This window comes from Burkholderia sp. PvR073 (assembly GCF_054055695.1).
On sequence record NZ_JBSRXO010000001.1, the window covers coordinates 1,004,467 to 1,022,908 of the forward strand.

The following is an 18,442-nucleotide window of genomic DNA, read 5'->3' on the forward strand; positions in this document are numbered from 1 at the left end:
GATGAGGTTCGCGACCATGAACGCTACCGACGCCGGCCTGACCGTACGCCCCGTGCGGGAAGACGATTTCGACAACTGGCTGCCGCTGTGGGACGGCTACAACCGCTTCTACGGCCGCTTCGGCGACACCGCGCTGCCGCGCGAGATCACGCAGCTCACGTGGTCGCGCTTCTTCGACGGCTACGAGCCCCTGCATGCGCGTGTCGCGGAACGCGACGGCCGGCTCGTCGGGCTCGTGCATTTCCTGTATCACCGCAGCACGACGCTAGCCGGGCCGACCTGCTATCTGCAGGATCTCTTCACGCTCGATAGCGAACGCGGCAAGGGCGTGGGCCGCGCATTGATCGAAGCCGTGTACGACGCCGCGCAGGCACATCGCGCCGAACGCGTGTACTGGCAGACGCACGAAACGAATCACACGGCGATGCGGCTCTACGACACGGTCGCGGAAAAGAGCGGATTCGTGATCTATCGGAAGGTCTTGCCGCGCTGATCGTGTCGCACACAGCGCGGCCGCGACGGCTTCAATCCAGCGGCCGCGCCTTGATCCACAGGAACAGCGGCACGCGCGACCACTGCTTCAGCGTGTCCGTGTCGGCGCGGTCGGGCGGCGGCTCGCGCAGCGACACGATCGCGAAGCCGGCCGACTCCAGCGCATCCATGTAGGCCTGAAGCGGCAGCGACCAGCCCGCGAAGTGCATCGACAGCCCGTCGCGCGTTTCCACGCCTTCGAAATGCTCGCTGCCGAAATACGTGCCTTCCAGCACGAACGGCGCGTCGGGTTGCGGCCCCGCGAAACGGCCGCGATCGCGGAACGGATGCACGAGCGACACGAACAGCAGCCCGCCCGGCTTCAGCACGCGGCGCGCCTCGCGCAGCGCGGCGGCCATGTCGTCGAGGTCCATCAGCACGTTGTATGCCATCACGACATCGAAGCTGGCCGGATCGAACGGCAGCGATGCGGCGTCGGCGAGCGCGTAGCGGTGCGCGGAATCCGCGCGACGCGCGGCGTCGAGCATCGCGGGCACCGCGTCGCTCGCGGTCACGTCGTAGCCGAGCGCCTTCAGCTCGCGGCTCACGCGACCCTCGCCGCAGCCGATCTCCAGTGCGCGGCCGGCCCCGCGGCCGAGGTAGGCGGCCAGCCCCTCGCGATACTTCCAGAAGGCATCGTGGCCCGGCCTGCCGGCCCAGTCGATCCATTGGTCGGCGACGTGCGTCCAGTGCGCTGTAATGGCTTTCGTGTCGGTCATGTTCGCTCCCGGTCGGGGTGGGTCGTGCTGGCCCAGGTGCGCATGGTAAGCCGAAGCGGCGCAGCGCGTGAGCGCGGCTTTGCGCTGCCCGGGCCGCTGGCATCGCTGGCATCGCTGGAGCCGCTGGCGTCGCTGCCGTCGCCGGCGTCGCCGGAGCCCACCTCGGCTGGTTTCCGTTTCCGGCCACGGCGTCCTACAGTTATGAGCAACACCATGCGCCGCCGCGTATCGCAACATCCGCCGATACGCACCCGATTCCGAAGGATGTCCATGCCGAGTATCGTCGCCGGTCCCGCCCATCTCCCGCCGAGCCCCGTCGCCGCCGAAACGCGCATGGTGCACGACGTCGCCACGCTGCAGCCCGCCGACTATCGTTCGGCCGACGGCGCATCGTGGGTCATCGCCACCATCACGCCGGCCCCGGACAGCGGCGAAAACGTGACCGGCACCACCTACTTCGATACCGCGAAACAGCAGACCGTCGCGGCGCCCGACGCACGCCGGCGCTACGCGAACCGCGGCACCTGGCAGGTCGTCGCGAGTTCCAGCCCGTCGGTGCCCGCCACCGGCCGCTACGACTGGCTGACGCTCGCGTGGCTGCCGATTAACCGGCGGCCGCTGCCGCAAACGGCCGAGCACCTGTATTCGCCATTCATTCACGGCGGCACGATCGTCTACCGGTGGAATCCGGCCGCGTCAGGCGGCGAGCAGTTCGGCAACGTGCGGATGATTTTTCCGGAGTGGCAGCAGCAGGTGGCGGACGCGCTGCGGGCCGCGCCGGGCGACGACGCGCAAGCGGCGGCCGCATCATCTGCGTCGGCGCTCGATCGCGTGAAGCAGGACCGCAATCCGATGGCCGCCGTGCTCGACTTCGGCGCGGCGCTGCAGGAAGAATCGGCCGACCGGATCGCCGCACGCCTGCCGTCCTTGCTGCGGGCCAACGACCTCCACGAAGTGTCGGCGATCGTGTTCCAGTGCATCGCCACCTCGCGCGAAGCGGACCGGCCGCGCTTCGTCGAAGCAATCAACGGCTCGATCTTCTCGATCGACGACGGCGCGCGCCTGCTCGCGATCGCCTACGGCGCGTTCGCGGCCGGCCGGGCAAAGCCGCATCCGTTCGGCGATGCCGCGCAGGCCGCGCGCATCAACGACGTGTTCACCGCGTTGAAGCAGCGCACGTCGGCGCTCGGCGTGCCGGTCGCGCAAGGTACGCCGTGGTACGAGTTCTTTACCGCGTATCGGCTGGGCGGTGCGGTATCCGGCCACGGACGGTAATCGCGCGTCAATCGCCGGCGCCGCGATAGCAACGGCCAATCTCCGGCACTCGTCATCGCTCGCCGCGCCGCGGGTCATTCATCGGCGCGTCGGTGCCCCGGTGAACAAATGCCGAACCGATTCTCGATCGTTCCCGTCAATTCGATGAATTGAATCGAATCGCCCCATGTTAGATTCAGTTCCGGCGACCAAGCCTGTTCAAATAACCCCAATCAAAAGACCAAATCATGAAATCTCTTTTCCGTCATGCCGCTCTGGCACTGGTGACCATCGGCTTCCTGTCGGGCTGCGCAAGCAGTGTGACACGCGATACGAGCAATTCGGCGGGGGCACCCGTGACCGCATCGACGACCCACTTCGGCACGAAACCCGTGATCGTGAAGGTCACGCTCGACGATACCGCGCGGGAAGAGTTGAAAGACAACCTGAAGTTCGACGCGAAGAAACTGCAGGAGAAAATCGAAAGCGCACTGGACGCACGCAAACTGCTCGCCAACGCAGATTCCACCGATGCGATGCACCTGAATGTCGAAGTCACCGGCATTCGCGTGCGATCGAGCTTTTCCGCGGTCATGTTCGGATTCATGGCGGGCAACGATCATGTCAACGGCACCGTGACGCTCGTCGATGCCGACAATCATCCGGTCGACCGCTTCAAGGTGTCGGCGTCGTGCGCGCTCGGCGGCATCGCCGGCATCGACAGCATGCGCATGGACTGGCTGTACGAGAAATTCACCGAGCAGACGCTCGCAACGCTCGATCCGGCAACGGCTGCGAAGCAGGCTGACACGGCACCGGACACGTCGAAGAAGCTGTAAGGTCCGACGCCCGGCGGATCGCGCAATCACGGCCCGCCGGGCGGCAGTCGCCGTGCGCATCGTCCGGCGACGCTGCCGGTTCGTCGCCCGACGCACTTCATCGGGCATTACGAAAGAAATCGCCGCCCGGTGAGGAGTGCCCGTCCGAGGAATCCGGATCGTCGGAGGTGACACGCGCCGTCACGGCCGCCGCGGGAACCCCGCGCACGGTGTCGGGTCGAAACTCGACATGCCATTCGACCGTGCCGTTTTCACCGGTCGCCCCTCCATCCTCATCGTCTCGCTTCCATGCTGAGCATCGGTCCCTTCTCGATCCGCGTCGTCGCGGTAGCCGCCGCCGCGCTGATCGCATGGCTCGTCGCCCGTTTCATGCAGCGCCGCCCGCCGGACGGCCAGCACAAGAGCGCGGCGAGCCTGATCCTCGACACGCTGTTGCTTGGCCTGATCGCCGCGCGCGTCGGTTACGTCGGTCAATGGTGGTCCGAGTATTCAGCCGCCCCGCGCTCGATCGTCGCGCTCGGCGACGGCGGCTTCGACTGGCGCATCGGCGTCGCCGCTGCGCTCGTGTTCGCCGGCTGGCGACTGCGCCGCCTGCCCGCGCTGCGTCGCCCGGTGCTGGCCGGCATGCTGGCGGGGCTCGCCGCGTGGGGCATCGCGCAAGGCACGCTCGCGACGTTGCAGCACAATGCGCCGCCGCTTGCCGCGATGCGGCTCGAAGCGCTCGACGCGACGCCCGTCGCACCGCAGCGCTTTGCCGGCAAACCCGTCGTCGTCAATCTGTGGGCCACCTGGTGCCCGCCGTGCCAACGTGAAATGCCGATCCTCGCGCAGGCGCAGCAGGATCATCCGGACATCACGGTGCTGATGGTCAATCAGGGCGAAGACGCGCAGACCGTGCGCGCGTTCCTCGAACGGAAGGGGTTGCGGTTCGATCATGTGCTGCTCGATCGCACGCTGCATACGATGAAGGCCTACGGTTCGCGCGGGCTGCCGACGACGCTGTTCTTCGACGCGAACGGCAATCTCGTCGAATCGCACATGGGCGAGATCACCGCCGCGCGGCTGAAGGACACCGTGCGCGCGGGCTTGCACCCCTGACGGACGCGCTTGGCGCACGGGTTCGAACGCTATCGGCACGACGCGAATGACCTCCTCGTGCGACGTGCGGCCGACGTGCCGAAGCGTTCGACCGACACGGTTTCTGACACATCTTCAACGAAGTGACGATTCGGCCAGCCAGCGCTGGCTGACCCGAAATCATTGGGCGGCGGGCAAGCAAGGCATCGGCTGACGACCCGCGCCAATGAAAGCGCACCTAATCAGCATCTGACAGCGGCCAACCTCGGCTAGAGTGGTTGCACGTTTTCGCGTGGAATATCAAATCATTTCGTCATGCAAATCATATGACGGGATGACGATCGATATCCGCTGCGTAAACGGGCGCGGCCCGCAAGTGCACCAACACCTGCGGGCCACTGACCACAACCAACTCAAAGCAGGAGTTAGCCATGGCTGACGCGAATCATATCGCACGGGTTCGTTTCCGGATCGAGGTGACGCACAACCGGCAGGTGATCACGGGGGACGCGCAATGAATTACAGCGACTCACTCCGACACCCCGACACCGCGCCGTCCGATTTCGACTTCGACGATGCCGACACACTGTCGGCCAAGTCCGCGCTCGTGCTCAAGCTCAACGCGTTGATTGTGTCGCGCGGCCTGAGCGAGGCCGAGGCCGCGGCACTGGCCGAGATGGCGCGGCCGGTAGTCACTCCGGAGCAGCGCGAGCGAATCCGGAACGTTTCACTGGATCTGCTGATGCACACGCTGGTGTCGTTTGGCCAGCATGTGGAGATCGTCGTGCGGCCTGCGGGGCAGTCGCGTTCGGCAGGTATCACGGTGTCGGTCTGACGACCTCCGCGTCCGCCTCACGGCAATCCGCACCACGCCTTTTCAGTACTCCGTGTCGAATGAAACGCTCGTATTAGAAGCGTAGACGACACCGATCTTCATCGGACGGGTCTTACATCGACCCCGCCCGCCCCTCGCCCCTACCCCGACGTTTCGTTGTTTCACCGCCTAGGCACGCGCAACGAAATAGTACTTGTCCTATCTGTTTTCTTCGGCGGACGACACGTTGTCTGATGGTTCCGAGATGGCCCCCCCCATAAACTCGGTTTCTTCCTTGCCAACTGTCATTTTTAAATATCGATGTCAGATCTGGTTCGCCCCGATACGCCAGCGATCAGTCCATGCCGCAACACCGGATTGACCGTGCATCAAGCCGAATGAACATAGTATGAAACGCAAGCAGGAAAAAGGTAGCGCAACAAGGGCTATATGCGCCGTCGATGTCCTCCTTATCATCGTCGTCGCGGGAATCACGCACCGAGGTTCGATGTGGAATCTCGCCGCACTCCGAACCGAATGGATCCTGATCTGCGTCAGCGCGCTGCTCGCGGCGTTCATGTTGCGGCTGGCCGGCATCGGCCTCGACGGCCGGACGCGTCCGGCCACGCGTTACGCGCTGCGCACACTCGCGCTTTGGTTTGTCGTCCAAGGCTTCGTTCTACTGATTATGATCTCGCTGACGCCCGTCACGTTGACGTTGCTGGCGTGGCTTTTCTGCTGGACGCTCGGCGTCGCGATCGCACTTGCCGTGTTCCGCGTCGGGCTGAGCGTCGCACGCCACCGCAGCCTGCATGTGCCGTGCACGCCGTCCCGCGTCGCGATCGTCGGCGGCGGCGAATGGCTCGAGCGCCTCGCCGACTCGATCGACACGGCCGGCGCGTCGCGCTACCGGTTCGTCGGCGCGTATCGCACGACCGAGCACGCGGCCACGTTCGGCGAAGGCGCTTTCGTCGCCACCGATCTTGCATCGTTCGCCGCCCTTGCCCGCACCGAACGCGTGGACGAGATCTGGATCGCGCTGCCGCTTGACGACGACGCCACGATCACGCGCGTGATCGACGAATTCCGTCACGATTTCGTCGAACTGCGCCTGATGCCGGACGTCAGCAAGCATGCGCCGTTCGGCAGCCGTGTCGAGGACATACTCGGCGAACCGGCGATCTCGCTGGCCGCACCGCCGCTGTCGCGCGGTGCACGGTTCGCGAAGGCGATCTTCGACCGTGCGTTCGCGGCCGTCGTGCTGGTCGGGCTGATGCCGCTGCTGCTCGTCGTCGCCGCGGCCATCAAGCTGACGTCGCCGGGCCCCGTGCTGTTCACGCAGAAGCGGCGCGGCGCGGATGGCCAGACCTTCGACATCTACAAGTTCCGCACGATGCACGTGCATGTCGAACCAGCCGGCACGGTCGCGCAAGCCACGCGCAACGACCCGCGCGTGACGAAGGTCGGCGCGTTCCTGCGGCGCACGAGCCTCGACGAGCTGCCGCAGTTCGTCAACGTGCTGTTCGGCGACATGTCGGTGGTCGGCCCGCGCCCGCATGCGGTAGAGCACGACGCGCAGTACCGCACGCTCGTCGACGGCTACATCCACCGATACCGGATCAAGCCCGGCATCACCGGCTGGGCGCAAGTCAACGGGCTGCGCGGCGCGACCGAACAACTCGAAAGCATGCAGTCCCGCGTCGAGTACGACCTCTACTACCTGCGCAACTGGTCGTTCGCGCTCGATCTGCGAATCATCGGTGCGACGGTGTTGCACGGATTCGGTCATCAGAACGCGTACTGAGCGCCGCATGCAGATCGTCCACCCGCTTCACACGTCCGAATAGGCTCCACCTTGAAGTTATCTCTCTTCCGATCCTTCGGCGGTCGCCGCCATCGCACGTCCGCGAACGCTCCGTCGCCTGCGCGTGGCGCCGTGCGCGCGTGCGTCGGCGTGCTGTGCTGCGCGGTGTTGTCGGGCTGTGCGCTCGCGCCCGGGATGAAGATGCCTGCCACGACCGGCCTGCCTGGTTCGAACAGCAACGCGCCGGCACCTGCCGCGACGCCGCCGGTACCGATCGCCGAAATCGACGCGACGCTGATCCGCCAGTTGAAGGCCGACGCGCACGCGGCCGACGCGAACCAGTCCGATGCGCTGCTCGGCCGCCCCGCCGCCTATACGCTCGGCGCGGGCGACGTGCTGCAGGTGACCGTCTGGGACCACCCGGAGCTGACCATCGCGCAAGGGCCGTTGCAGCAGACCAATGTGCGGCCGTCCGATCCACCGCAAGGGTTCGTGATCGACGATGCGGGCAACGTGCAGGTGCCCTATGCCGGCAACGTGCCGGTCGCCGGCCTGACCGTCGACGGCGCACGCCGCGCGATCTCGGCCGCGCTCGCACGCTACTTCGTCGCGCCGAAGGTCACGGTGCGCGTCGCGTCGTTCCGCGCGAAGCACGTTCATGTCGACGGCGAGGTGCGCACGCCCGGCACGGTGCCGGTCAACGACGTGCCGATGACGCTGTACGAAGCGGTCGGCCGCGCGGGCGGCTTCCTGCCGGCGGCCGATCAGAGCCGCCTCGTGCTGGTACGCGGCGGCGTCTCGTATCCGCTCGACCTGCCCGGCATGCTGGCGCGCGGCACGAATCCCGCCGGCCTGCTGCTGCGCGACGGCGATCTGTTGCGCGTGCTGCCGCGCGAGGAGAACGGCGTCTACGTGATGGGCGAAGTGACCCGCCCGGTTACCGCGCTGCCGTTGCGCACGGGCCGGCTGACGCTGAGCGACGCGCTGTCGCAGGCAGGCAGCTTCAACAGCGCGAGCGCCGATACCGCGCAACTCTATGTGATCCGCGGTGCGTCGGGCGATGCGCCGCGCGTGTTCCACCTCGACGCAAGCTCGCCCGTCGCGATGGTGCTCGCCAATCAGTTCGACCTTCAGCCGAAGGATGTCGTCTACGTGGACAGCAACAGCCTGGTCCGGTTCAGCCGCGTGCTGAATCTGTTGTTGCCGGCGATCAATGCCGGGTTGACGGGCGCGATCGTCACGAAATGACCAAAAGCCATCGATACGGCATTCACAAGAGAAAAGCCGGAGGAAAAATGATTCACACCATTCTCGTCGTCTGCACCGGAAACATCTGCCGCAGCCCGATCGGCGAGGGGCTGCTGCGGTCGCGACTGCCGGGTATCGAAGTGGTCTCCGCCGGCACGTCGGCACTCGTCGGGGCCCCGGCGCACGCGCTCGCGTCATCCGTCTCGGCCGAAGCCGGGATCGACATTTCCGCGCATCGCGCGCAGCAGCTCACCGCGGCACTGGTTCGCCGTGCGGACATCGTCCTGACCATGGAAGCCGGCCAGCAGCGCGAGATCGTGGTGCGCCATCCCTTTTCGCTGGGGCGCGTGTTCCAGCTCGACGGACGAAACGGCATCGATGTGCCGGATCCGTACCTGAAGCCGATCGATGCGTTCAGGCATGCCTATTCCCTGATCGACCGAGGCGTGAACGCGTGGGTGCCGAAGATCCAGGCACTGAGATGAGCATCGAATGATGAACGGAATTTCCATGAACAAAGCACCCAACCCGTTACCCGAAGCAGACCTGGGCGACGAGCCGGAACTCGTGCGGTATGTCGATCTGCTGCTGACGAACCGTTGGCTGGTGGCCGGCATCGCGGCGGCCGTGTTTGCCGCGGGCGCGGCGTATGCGTTGCTGGCGCGCCCGATCTACGCGTCGAATCTGCTGATTCAGGTCGAAGACAGCACGGGGGCGGCCGACTCCCTGCTCGGGAGCGTGTCGTCGCTCTTCGACGGCAAGATCCAGGCGGCGGCCGAGATCGAGATCCTCCAGTCGAGAATGGTCGTCGGCCATGCCGTCAAGAACCTGCGCCTGTATATCGACGCGACGCCGAAGCGCTTCCCGCTGATCGGCACGGCGATCGCCGCGCGCGCACACGGCCTGTCCCGGCCCGGGTTGTTCGGGTTCGGCGGATACGGCTGGGGTACCGAGTCGATCGATATCGGCACGTTCGACGTTCCGAAAACCTTCGAGGGCGACCGGTTCGACCTGACGGCGCTGCCCGATGGCCGCTTCCGGCTGGAAAACAGCGATCTCGGCCAGCCGATCGAAGGCGCGCTCGGGCAGCTCGTCGAATCGACGCAGGCCGGCGGCACGTTCCGGATCCGTGTCGATGCACTCCATGCACGACCGGGCGCGGTGTTCCGGGTGGAACGTCATTCCGAACTGAAGACGCTGCAGCAGTTGCAGAAACACCTGACCGTGTCGGAGATTCGCAAGCAGAGCAACGTCATCAACGTGTCGCTGAAGGGCGAAGACCCCGACACGGTGGCGAACATCCTGAATACGATCGGCACGGCGTACGTCGCGCAGAACGTCAAGCGAAAATCGGCCGAGGCGGAGAAGTCCCTCGCGTTCCTCGAGAACGTCGCGCCGCAACTGAAACAGAACCTGGAACAGGCCGAAGCGAAATACAACGCGATGCGGCGCAAGCGCGGCACGTTCGACCTCGGCATCGAGGCGCAGGCCTACCTGCAGGACAGCATCGCAACCCAGGCGACGCTGCTGGCGTTGCAGCAAAAGCGCGCGGAGGCGTCGACCCGATTCGCGGCCGGCCATCCCGAGATGCAGGCGCTCGATCGTCAGATCGATGGCGCGAAACAGAAGATCGACGGGCTGTCGGCGCGTCTGCGCGCGTTTCCCGATATCGAACAGGACGAACTCCGGCTTCGACGCGACGTCGAAGTCGGCAACGAAATGTACGTCGGCGTGCTGAACAATATCCAGCAGCTCAGGCTGGTGTCGGCCGGCAAGGTCGGCAACGTTCGCGAAGTGGACAACGCCCCCGTCCCGGAAGAGCCGGTCGAACCGCGCAAGGCGTTGATTCTCGCGCTCTCCGCCATTCTCGGCGTGATGCTGGGCGTCACGGCGGCCGTCGCGCGCGAAGCGCTGTTCGGCGGTGTGAAGGACGCGGGCGACATCGAGCGCTGCACCGGATTGAACGTCTACGGCACGATCCCCGATTCGCCGATGCAGCGGACCGCCGCCGCAACGGCCGCGCGACGCGGGTACATCCCGTCGCTGCTGGCCAACGAGGCCCCCTCCGACGCCGCCATCGAGAGCCTGAAAAGCCTGCGCACGGCCCTCGGCCTGACCCTGCTCGACGCAAACAACAACCGGGTACTGCTGACAGGGCCGAGCCCCGGTGTCGGCAAGTCCTTCGTGTCGGCCAACCTGGCGGCCGTGATGGCCGCCGCCGGCCATCGCGTACTGCTGATCGATGCGGACATGCGGCGCGGTCACCTGCACGATTCGTTCGGCGTGCCGAGCGCACCGGGGCTATCGGACCTGCTGACGGGCCGCGTCTCGTGGCAGGACGCCACGCGGCGCGACGTCTCGAAGGGGTTGGACTTCATCCCGACGGGCGCCGCTTCGCAATCCACATCGGAGCTGCTGCTGGGTGAATCGACGCCCCGGTTGCTCGACGAGATGAGCGCCGCCTACGACGTCGTGATCATCGACACGCCGCCGGTGCTCGCCGTGTCGGACGCCAGCATTCTGGCGCCGCACTGCGCAACGATCTTCCTCGTGACCCGCGCGAGACAAACGACGATCGACGAGATCGCCGAATCGGCGAAGCAGCTGAACAGGATTTCGTCGGGCTTGCTCGGCGTCCTCTTCAACGGCATCGATACCCGTGCCTTCGGCTATCGCACCCGATACGGCGCGTATCGCTATGCGCCGTACGGTGCGACCGAAGCGAACGACGCGCCGGCCACGCGCGAGCGGGAGACATCATGAAGATCGTGCACGTCGTGGAAACCTGGGTAGGCGGTATTGCCACCTACGTCGGCGCGCTGGCGCGCGAGCAGATCGCGATGGGCAACGAAGTCCTGCTGATTTGCGATCCCGACAAGATGGCCGGCACGACCGGCGTCGAAGGGCTGACGCTGATCGGATACCGGTCGAGCCGGCATCCGGCGCGCATCGCCAGGGTCGCGCGCGAGATCCGCGCGTTGCTGAAGGCCATCGGCCCGGACGTGATCCATTGCCACAGCACGTTCCCCGGTGTGTACGTGCGCCTGCTCCGGCATCGACACGCGAAGGTCCTGTACACCCCGCACGCGTGGGCATTCCTGAAGAAGGACGTCGGCCCCGTGACGCGGCTGGGCTATGCGCTGACCGAGCGCCTGCTGGCGACTCGATGCGACCGGATCGTCTGCATGTCGCTGGACGAGTTGCGAGCGGCACGCAAGTACCGGCTGCCGATGTCGAAGGTCGACCTCGTCTACACGGGCATTGCCGGCGACGAGGCCAAGGCCGCTCTCGATCGTCCGTCCGGCAGCTCGACGATACGCGTCGGCTATTTCGGCCGCCTCGATTACCAGAAGGGTTTCGACGTCGTACTCGACGCGGTGCCGGCGCTGAAGCCGGACATCGAGATCAACGTGTACGGCATGGCGGTGCGCGGCGGCGTCACGGAGCGGGCCGGCGACGACCGGATCGTCTACCACGGCTGGCTCGATGCAGCCGCGACGAAGCTCGCCATGCAGGCGATGGACGTCGTGATCGTGCCGTCCCGCTGGGAAGGGCTCGCACTCGTGCCGATCGAGGCGATGCGCGCCGGCAAGGTGCTCGTCGTCTCCGGCGAAAGCTCGCTGCCCGAGCAGGTGATCCATGGCTACAACGGGATCATCCTCACCGAGCTCACCGGGCAATGCCTCGCCGACAACCTGAACCGCCTGACGGTCGACAAATGCCGGCGCATGGGTGAGAACGCCCGGCACGTGTTCGACCAGACCTTCAGGCAGGAACATTTCCTGAAATCGCTGATGCGGATCTATGAACAAGCCTGACGTTTATCTGTTGCACGCATACAGCTCGCGAAACAGCGGCGACGGCCTGCTGGTCAAGTTGAGCCTGAAGGCGATCCGCGCCGCCGGCATCGACGGCGTCGTCACGATCGTCTGCCTCGATCCCGCATCGTTCCGCGGCTATCTCGACGACACGAACATCCGCCTCTGGTCGCTGGCCCGTTTCTGCATCGAATCGGTGCGCCGCTTCGGCCGCGCGAGGCCGGCGCTGTTCTTCGGCGTGGGCGGCGGTTACCTGCGCGCGTCCAGCGGCATGGAAGGCTGGAAATCGCTCGTCGCGCACGGCAGCCAGCTGGCCTGCACGGCGTTGCGGCGCTCGAAGCGATCGATCTATCTGCCGCAGAGCATCGGTCCGCTGAAGTCGCTGCCGGGCACCCTGCTGGCGGCGTTGGTCCGGCGTTACGTGGACGTCGTGTTCCTGCGCGACGGCCAGAGCGTCGATGAGCTTGCACACCCGCACGGCATTCGCACGGGGGACCTCGTCGTGCTCGAGATCGGCCGGACACCGCGCAGCCAGCCGGACGCGGAACGCACTGCCGAACATCCCCGCCCGATCCGGTTCGTGTTCCGAGACCTGAAGGGCAAGCCGTATCGCGACGACTACGTCACCCGTCTGCGTTGCGTCGCGAAGCTGCTGCCGGACGCGGGATTCGCGCTGCAAAGCAGCGGCCGCGGAAACGGCGACGACACGTTCTATCGCGACACGTTCGGCGTCGGGCAGGTCGACGATCTGGCGACGCTCGTCGCGCGCGAGCGCCCGGTGGTCGTCTCCGTCCGGCTGCACGGCAGCCTCGAAAGCGTGCTGGCCGGCGTGCCGAGCATTCATATCGCGTACGAGCGCAAAGGCCTGGCTGCATGCGACGACCTCGGCCTGTCGCGCTACGTGGTGCACGCCAGCGACTTCGACGCAGGCCGCGTCGCCGCGCTGGCTCGCGAGCTTGCGCACGACGACAGCACGTACTGGCAGGCGCTGCGCACGGCAGACGCGACGCGCTACAACGAGATGATCGAAAGGATCCGTCATGAAATCGAGCAGTTCAATCACCTTTGTGATGGACGGTAATTTTTCGCGCGTCGGCGACGAAATCTACAGTCCTCATATGGGCCACGAGAAGTTCGCGAACCGGTTCGCGCCGCATTTCGACGCGGTGCGGATCGTCGCACGCGCGTTTCCGAAAGCCCGGCCGATCGGCTCCGTCGTCACCGGGCCGCGCACGTCGTTCGTCGACCTGGGCGCAATTCGCGGCCGCCGCTGGCTGACTGGCTTGCCGCGTACAGCGGTACGGCTGTTCCGCGTCATCAGGAGCGCGCAAACACTGATGATCCGCTTTCCGGGCAATGTGGCAACCCTCGCACTCCTGCTGTGCTGGATCACGAGAAAGCCGTTCTCGGCCGAGATCGTTGCCGATCCGGAGGATTACTTCAGCAAGGGTGCGTCGACCCATCCGTTGCGCGGCGTCGCGAAATGGATCCATTGCAGCTCGACCGCGCTCGCCGCGCGGCGCGCGCAAAGCGTGCGATACGTGACGGAAACCTATTTGCAGGCGAAGTATCCGGCGCGCTCGCGCGCCGATTCGTTCGGCTTCAGCGACGCCTTCCTGCCGAACGGGCTCTTCGCGGCGCGTGACCCCGACGCGCTCGCGCGGTCCGGGTCATTGAGGCTGATCAACGTCTCGATGATGCACAACCGGAGCAAGGGACACGTGGCGCTGCTCGAAGCCGTGTCGCGCCTGAAGCGCAAGAACGTGGCCGTCGTCCTGACGCTCGTCGGCGACGGTGCGTTGCGCGGGGAACTGGAGGCGCTGACTCATACGCTGGGCATCGCAAACGTCGTCGCATTCCGCGGACAGGTATCGTCGGAGACGGCCTGCGCGACCGTCGCCGAACACGATCTGTTCGTGCTGTCGTCGCTTCAGGAAGGGATGCCGCGCGCGATGCTGGAAGCGATGGCAGTCGGCACGCCCGTGCTCGGAACCGGCGTGGGCGGCATACCGGAAGTGCTGCCTGCGAGCGACGTGATCCGTGCCGGCTCGGTCGACGCGATCGTGGGCGCGGTCGAGGCGGTCGCCCGCGACCGCGCCCAGCTCGTCGACATGCGCATCAGGCAGCAGGCGAAAGCCGCCGCGTTTTCCCATTCGGCGCTGCAGGCAAAGTACGACGCGTACTGCCGTTACCTGGTCGAGCGATGCGCCGCCTGAACGCCGACTTGATCCATGTCGTCGCCAGCACCGGATTGCCGGCCCTGGTGAATTTCGTCGTGGCGGCACTGGCGCTGCATCTCCTCGACCCCGAGCTCGTCGGTCGCTCGTATGCGTTGCTGGCCCTGTTCTACGTCGCCATCGACGCCTTCAACTTCGGGTCCGCGCGCATCTATACGATCGATCGCATCCGGGCGCGGTTTCCGAACCTGCTTCGGCTCGACTGCCTCAGCGCATTCGGCTCGACCGTGCTGTTCTGTCTGGCCTGCGCGCTGCTGGGCCGAACCGGCTCGATCGCGCTGCCGAACTGGAGCGCAATGCTCGTCCTCGCGCCCGTTTGTTACGGGCTGTCGCACTTTGCGCTCGGATTCTTCCGGGTGACCAGGCGCAATGGCGTCGTGCTGGTCGTCTCGACGATCTCGGCGCTTTCGCGCCTGGCTGTCATCGCGGTGCTCGCCGAATACCACGGCTTGCGCGGCCATCTTCCCGATCTGCTGCTGCTGGTCGAGGCCGTGTATGGCGCGCTGCTGCTGGCTGCCTACCTGTGGGTGACGCGCCGCGGCACGACCGGCCCGGAACCGAGCCGATATCCGCCGACCGTTGGCGGCGGGCTGCGTTGGTATCGCGACTTTATCGCGCAGGCGCGCGGCGAAATGCTGAGCAGCTGGTATGCGAACGCGGTGCTGTCCGGTGCCAAGCACCTCGATGTGCTGATCGTGTCCGCCGTGGCTGGGCCGGCCGGCGCCGCGCTGTATCGCGTCGCCAAAGGCTTCAACAATCTGGCCTTCAATTTCGGACAATCGGTTTCGCTGGCGATCAGCGGAAACGGCGGGCAGGCGCTTCGATTGATCGGCGGGGCCGGGTTCGCGCGCAAGCTCGCGGCGAGCCTGTTGGCGGGGTTGGTCGTTCTGGCCGCCGCATCGTACGCGTTGCTGGAAATGCGGCTGTTTCCGGTGCATTCGCTCGGCAGCCGGGCCAGTCAGTTTGCGTTCGTGCTCGTGTTCGCCGTGCTGCTGGGCGCCTGCCTGGTGTTTCTCTGCAGGATCCTGTCGCTGTGGCTGTATGCGCGGAGCCGGCGCGCATTCGTGAAAATGGCGTCGTTCGAGGCTGTCCTCACGCTCGCGCTGGTCGCGGCACTCGGCTGGAAGTTCGGCGCCTATGGCGCGATTTGCGGCGTCGGCACGGCGGCGTTCGTCATCCTGTCGTCGTCGTGTGTCCTGTTGACGCGTCACGCCACGCCCGCCGCGCCGCGTCCGGCGACCGCCGGGCGGGAGCAGCCATGAAACGACGATCCTTCATCACGACGACGGTCGCGACCGCGCTGGCCCCTGGCGGGCTGCTCCGCGCGCGTACCCGCGAGACGAGCGACGCGCCGGGCACTCGCCGGGTTTTCGCACACTACATGGTGGCCTGGCCGAGAGGCGGAAAGACGGCCGGCCCCGACCAGTATGCGCAGGAAATGCGTGACGCGATGGCGGCCGGCATCGACGGCTTCGCACTGAATTGCGGCGGGTGGCACGCTTCCGAGCCGTACTACAAGCGGCGGGTCGAGACGATCTACGACGCGGCCGACCGGTTCGACGGGGCATTCAAGTTGTTCGTGTCCGCCGACGGCAACGCACAGGACGAACTCGCAGACATCATCCGGACGGTTCGCGGACGCCGTGCGCAGTTGACGGTGGACGGACGACCCGTGCTGTCCGCGTACGCGCTGGGCGGGCGGCACGGCACCGGCGCACGATCGCTGATCGAGACCGCCAGACGCCTCGGTGCGTATTTTGTCCCGCATCTGTCTCCGAGCACCGGGGAGCGGGAAATCGACGCAAACGTGGCGGCCGAGATCGTCGGGAAAATCCGTTCCGCGGACGGCTATTTCTATTTCGGTGCGGCGGGCGCACCGTCGCTGCTGGCCCGCTCCACGCGCGCACTGGCTCCCGCGTTGCGCAACGCCGGCAAGGTCTTCATGGCGCCGGTGACGCCGTACTACCGCGGTTTGCCGCAAGGCACGAACTATCGCGCGTTCGAGACGCGCGGGTTCGCCGGCATGGCGGAGGAATGGCGCGCGGCGATCGAGTCCCGCGCGACCTGGGTGCAGATCGTGACCTGGAACGACTGGGCCGAATCGACGTATGTCGCGCCGACCGGGGGAGCCCGGCAGGCCAGCGTGTATGACGCACGCTTCGGCACGATCCTGAACCACGAAGGCTATCTGCGCGCGTCGCGTCATTACATCCGCTGGTTCAAGACGGGCAGCGAACCGCCGATCGTGCGCGATGAGCTGTTCTTTTTCTATCGTCCGGGTCCGGCCGGGCAACGCGAAGTTGCCGCCGACGGCCCTCCGGCGTCGACATACCGATCGCCGCGCATGCCGCACGGGCCACTCGTCGATCGCATTTTCGTGTGTGTATTCCTGACCGGCCCCGCTTGGCTGACAATCGGCCAGGACGCACGCGAGGACCGCCGGCCGCTACCGGCCGGAATTTCGTTCGTCGATGTTCCGAGCACGTCCGGGCCGCCGACCTTCTCGATCGTTCGCGACGAGCGGGTCGTGCTCGAGTGTGCGGGCGAGCTGGCGGTGACAGAACCCGGCGGCAGCGGCCAGTACGGCTACTACAGCGGTTGGGCGCTCCAGGGACAATCTCGATGAATTCCTTGCATTCGAACCTCGAGGTGCGCCGGAAAGGCGACAGCCGGCACATGGTGTGGACGACGTTCGCCGTCGGCGCGCTTGCCGCGATCGTCGCGACTCTGCTGGTTACCGAGCGCATGCATGGCGTGCTGCTGCTACTGAACGTCGCGCTGTTGCTGGCGATCGCCGCCATTCGTCCGAGAACCCCGACCGTACGCTGGTTCCGGATCTTTCTGTTCTTCATTCTCGGCGTGTTCCCGCTGTGGCAACTGCTGGCGGTAGACGAGATCTATCTGCGACTGTTGCCGCAAGACGATCCGGCCGTCGCACTCTGGTATTTCTTGAGCCTCGCCGGCGTGCTGGTCGTCAAGCTGACGCTCGACGTCAACGCAAGCCGCCTCGGCAACGCCGAATTGCGGTTCGAACCCGGCATGCGCGTCAGCAGCCTCGCCTATCTGTTCGCGTTGCTGTCCCTCGGTGCGCTCGCGTTCATCTACGTCAAGCTGGGCGGTTACGCACGAATCGTCGAGCTGTACGACACGCGCGTCGAGCAAACCGGCACCGACAACGATCCGTTTCGCGGTTTGGGGGTCATTCAGGCACTGGCCAACACGTCGCCGCTGTGGATATTCGTCTGCCTCATGATGCGACGCCGCCGCAGCGTCGTGCTGACGGCCGTGGCGTACGTTCAGCTCGGCGTGCTGGGCTGGCTGTCGTCCGGCATCGCCGGGAGTCGCCAGGGTGTCGTCTTCGTGCTGGTGTTCGCACTGTTCATCCATCACAGCTTCATCGCGCGAATCAGTCCGCGCACGATCGGGATCGCCGGTACCGGCGTGGCGCTGACCGGCCTGCTGCTGATGCCGCTGAAATTCGGCCTCGGCTACGACGACATCGCGAATCTGTCGCAGCGGTTTGCCGAGCAGCGCGATCTCGAGTTGAGCATGGGGCCGGTCAGCGTGTTCCTGTTTCGGGATCTGTCGCGCTTCGACGTGCAGGCACTGGCGATCGATACGGTCGCGCAACCGACCTATGCTTACCCGATGGGGCGAAGCTTCGTCGGTGCGATCGCGTCGATCGTTCCGAGTGCGCTGTGGAGTGATCGCCCCGACACGTTCGCGCTGGAAAAAACCGAGATCATGCGCGATTTCGAGCGCACCGCGCTCGACAAGACAACCCTGTTGTTCGGCATGCCGGGGGAATTCCTGGTGAACTTCGGCATCGCGGGATTCGTTTTGGCGTTTGCGATTCCCGCCATTCTGCTTGTCGTGCAAAACAACACGGGCATCCGCTCTCGCAGATGGCTGCCGCTGCGGGCCGTGATGTGGCCGCTGCCGTTCCTGTTCTTTCTGTTCGACTCGAACGTCATGGTGTACTACACGGTGCGATGGATCCTGCTGTTCGGCTTGCCGATGGCGTTCGTGCTCAGGCAACCGCGACGATCGCGCCGCGATGCGTATGACTCATGCACGCATGGCGTGCGGGTTCGGGAATAG

General features: G+C 66.0%; 16 protein-coding genes. 15 read left to right on the forward strand and 1 reads right to left on the reverse strand.

Features of this window, described 5'->3' with window-relative positions; all coding sequences use genetic code 11:
* Positions 1 to 16 precede the first annotated feature (16 nt).
* Positions 17 to 493, forward strand: a complete 477-nt coding sequence (locus ACVK00_RS04445) for a GNAT family N-acetyltransferase (protein ID WP_284888621.1) — start codon at positions 17 to 19, stop codon at positions 491 to 493.
* A 31-nt stretch (positions 494 to 524) separates the two neighbouring features.
* Here the strand turns inward: ACVK00_RS04445 and ACVK00_RS04450 are convergent, their stop codons facing one another.
* Positions 525 to 1,250: a class I SAM-dependent methyltransferase gene (locus ACVK00_RS04450; protein ID WP_228908827.1), complete on the reverse strand. Its 726-nt coding sequence runs from the start codon at positions 1,248 to 1,250 to the stop codon at positions 525 to 527.
* A 270-nt stretch (positions 1,251 to 1,520) separates the two neighbouring features.
* Here ACVK00_RS04450 and ACVK00_RS04455 point away from each other — a divergent pair, with 270 nt between their 5' ends.
* The 14 genes from ACVK00_RS04455 (at position 1,521) to ACVK00_RS04520 (ending at position 18,442) form a co-directional block, all read left to right on the forward strand.
* A complete protein-coding gene (locus ACVK00_RS04455) occupies positions 1,521 to 2,525 on the forward strand; it encodes a hypothetical protein (protein WP_284888620.1) in 1,005 nt (334 codons plus the stop codon).
* 227 nt (positions 2,526 to 2,752) lie between these two features.
* On the forward strand, positions 2,753 to 3,343 hold the full coding sequence (locus tag ACVK00_RS04460; protein ID WP_354123209.1) for a DUF4410 domain-containing protein: 591 nt from the start codon (positions 2,753 to 2,755) through the stop codon (positions 3,341 to 3,343).
* Between the two features lie 288 nt (positions 3,344 to 3,631).
* Positions 3,632 to 4,441, forward strand: a complete 810-nt coding sequence (locus ACVK00_RS04465) for a TlpA family protein disulfide reductase (protein ID WP_284888619.1) — start codon at positions 3,632 to 3,634, stop codon at positions 4,439 to 4,441.
* A 493-nt stretch (positions 4,442 to 4,934) separates the two neighbouring features.
* Positions 4,935 to 5,255, forward strand: a complete 321-nt coding sequence (locus ACVK00_RS04470; protein WP_284888618.1) for an XRE family transcriptional regulator — start codon at positions 4,935 to 4,937, stop codon at positions 5,253 to 5,255.
* 388 nt (positions 5,256 to 5,643) lie between these two features.
* Positions 5,644 to 7,038, forward strand: coding sequence for an undecaprenyl-phosphate glucose phosphotransferase (locus ACVK00_RS04475; RefSeq protein WP_284888617.1), 1,395 nt, complete (start codon positions 5,644 to 5,646; stop codon positions 7,036 to 7,038).
* Between the two features lie 132 nt (positions 7,039 to 7,170).
* Positions 7,171 to 8,286, forward strand: coding sequence for a polysaccharide biosynthesis/export family protein (locus ACVK00_RS04480; protein WP_456826942.1), 1,116 nt, complete (start codon positions 7,171 to 7,173; stop codon positions 8,284 to 8,286).
* Positions 8,287 to 8,333: 47 nt separating this feature from the next.
* Positions 8,334 to 8,771 (forward strand): low molecular weight protein-tyrosine-phosphatase, encoded by a 438-nt coding sequence (locus ACVK00_RS04485; RefSeq protein ID WP_284888696.1) that lies wholly within the window; start codon positions 8,334 to 8,336, stop codon positions 8,769 to 8,771.
* A gap of 25 nt (positions 8,772 to 8,796) precedes the next feature.
* On the forward strand, positions 8,797 to 11,049 hold the full coding sequence (locus ACVK00_RS04490) for a polysaccharide biosynthesis tyrosine autokinase (protein WP_284888615.1): 2,253 nt from the start codon (positions 8,797 to 8,799) through the stop codon (positions 11,047 to 11,049).
* Complete coding sequence (locus tag ACVK00_RS04495; RefSeq protein WP_284888614.1) at positions 11,046 to 12,104, forward strand: glycosyltransferase family 4 protein; 1,059 nt, start codon at positions 11,046 to 11,048, stop codon at positions 12,102 to 12,104. The genes ACVK00_RS04490 and ACVK00_RS04495 overlap by 4 nt, the downstream gene beginning before the upstream one ends.
* Positions 12,091 to 13,185: a polysaccharide pyruvyl transferase family protein gene (locus ACVK00_RS04500; protein WP_284888613.1), complete on the forward strand. Its 1,095-nt coding sequence runs from the start codon at positions 12,091 to 12,093 to the stop codon at positions 13,183 to 13,185. The genes ACVK00_RS04495 and ACVK00_RS04500 overlap by 14 nt, the downstream gene beginning before the upstream one ends.
* Positions 13,145 to 14,320, forward strand: coding sequence for a glycosyltransferase (locus ACVK00_RS04505; protein WP_284888612.1), 1,176 nt, complete (start codon positions 13,145 to 13,147; stop codon positions 14,318 to 14,320). The genes ACVK00_RS04500 and ACVK00_RS04505 overlap by 41 nt, the downstream gene beginning before the upstream one ends.
* A complete protein-coding gene (locus tag ACVK00_RS04510; RefSeq protein WP_284888611.1) occupies positions 14,308 to 15,603 on the forward strand; it encodes a lipopolysaccharide biosynthesis protein in 1,296 nt (431 codons plus the stop codon). The genes ACVK00_RS04505 and ACVK00_RS04510 overlap by 13 nt, the downstream gene beginning before the upstream one ends.
* The gene (locus ACVK00_RS04515) at positions 15,600 to 16,967 is read left to right on the forward strand and encodes a glycoside hydrolase family 71 protein (RefSeq protein WP_284888694.1); all 1,368 of its coding nucleotides are present in this window, start codon (positions 15,600 to 15,602) and stop codon (positions 16,965 to 16,967) included. Before ACVK00_RS04510 ends, ACVK00_RS04515 begins: the two co-directional genes overlap by 4 nt.
* Positions 16,964 to 18,442 carry a hypothetical protein gene (locus ACVK00_RS04520; protein WP_284888610.1) on the forward strand — a complete coding sequence of 493 codons (1,479 nt, stop codon included), beginning with the start codon at positions 16,964 to 16,966 and terminating at the stop codon, positions 18,440 to 18,442. The genes ACVK00_RS04515 and ACVK00_RS04520 overlap by 4 nt, the downstream gene beginning before the upstream one ends.

Coding starts and splice junctions, on each gene's coding strand:
- ACVK00_RS04445 (WP_284888621.1), top strand. CDS start 17: ATGAACGCTACCGACGCCGGCCTGACCGTACGCCCCGTGCGGGAAGAC.
- ACVK00_RS04450 (WP_228908827.1), bottom strand. CDS start 1,250: ATGACCGACACGAAAGCCATTACAGCGCACTGGACGCACGTCGCCGAC.
- ACVK00_RS04455 (WP_284888620.1), top strand. CDS start 1,521: ATGCCGAGTATCGTCGCCGGTCCCGCCCATCTCCCGCCGAGCCCCGTC.
- ACVK00_RS04460 (WP_354123209.1), top strand. CDS start 2,753: ATGAAATCTCTTTTCCGTCATGCCGCTCTGGCACTGGTGACCATCGGC.
- ACVK00_RS04465 (WP_284888619.1), top strand. CDS start 3,632: ATGCTGAGCATCGGTCCCTTCTCGATCCGCGTCGTCGCGGTAGCCGCC.
- ACVK00_RS04470 (WP_284888618.1), top strand. CDS start 4,935: ATGAATTACAGCGACTCACTCCGACACCCCGACACCGCGCCGTCCGAT.
- ACVK00_RS04475 (WP_284888617.1), top strand. CDS start 5,644: ATGAAACGCAAGCAGGAAAAAGGTAGCGCAACAAGGGCTATATGCGCC.
- ACVK00_RS04485 (WP_284888696.1), top strand. CDS start 8,334: ATGATTCACACCATTCTCGTCGTCTGCACCGGAAACATCTGCCGCAGC.
- ACVK00_RS04490 (WP_284888615.1), top strand. CDS start 8,797: ATGAACAAAGCACCCAACCCGTTACCCGAAGCAGACCTGGGCGACGAG.
- ACVK00_RS04495 (WP_284888614.1), top strand. CDS start 11,046: ATGAAGATCGTGCACGTCGTGGAAACCTGGGTAGGCGGTATTGCCACC.
- ACVK00_RS04500 (WP_284888613.1), top strand. CDS start 12,091: ATGAACAAGCCTGACGTTTATCTGTTGCACGCATACAGCTCGCGAAAC.
- ACVK00_RS04505 (WP_284888612.1), top strand. CDS start 13,145: ATGAAATCGAGCAGTTCAATCACCTTTGTGATGGACGGTAATTTTTCG.
- ACVK00_RS04510 (WP_284888611.1), top strand. CDS start 14,308: ATGCGCCGCCTGAACGCCGACTTGATCCATGTCGTCGCCAGCACCGGA.
- ACVK00_RS04515 (WP_284888694.1), top strand. CDS start 15,600: ATGAAACGACGATCCTTCATCACGACGACGGTCGCGACCGCGCTGGCC.
- ACVK00_RS04520 (WP_284888610.1), top strand. CDS start 16,964: ATGAATTCCTTGCATTCGAACCTCGAGGTGCGCCGGAAAGGCGACAGC.